The sequence below is a fragment of the Desertibacillus haloalkaliphilus genome, assembly GCF_019039105.1.
Classification (GTDB): Bacteria; Bacillota; Bacilli; order Bacillales; family KJ1-10-99; genus Desertibacillus; species Desertibacillus haloalkaliphilus.
This window is the reverse complement of the sequence record NZ_JAHPIV010000583.1, coordinates 1-331: the sequence shown is the minus strand read 5'-3', so window position 1 is coordinate 331 and position 331 is coordinate 1. Positions and strand designations below refer to the sequence as shown.

The window sequence follows — 331 nt, the reverse complement described above, 5'->3', positions numbered from 1 at the left end:
GGTATAGAGAAAAGAATTAATGAAATGGAAGACACATATGATGCGCAGCTAGGTCGCTTTTTTGAAGAGGGACATGAATTGTCTGGCGGACAATGGCAAAAGCTTGCGATGGCGAGAACCTTCTTTAGAGAAAGTGATTTTGTTATTTTAGATGAACCGACCTCTGCTCTCGATCCATTGTCGGAGATCTCACTCATTCGAAAGTTGTTCGATCATACGCAGGATCAAGGTGTTTTGTTTATTACACATCGTATGGGAGCGGCCCGCTTAGCAGACCGTATCATCGTCATGAAAGATGGTGCTTTCATTGAAGAGGGCAACCATGATGAAC

Annotated in this window: 1 protein-coding gene; it reads left to right on the top strand. The window is 43.5% G+C overall.

The annotated features are described in order from the left end of the window. The coding region (locus KH400_RS23375) for an ATP-binding cassette domain-containing protein (RefSeq protein ID WP_217228713.1) at positions 1-331 on the top strand (331 nt) is incomplete at both ends.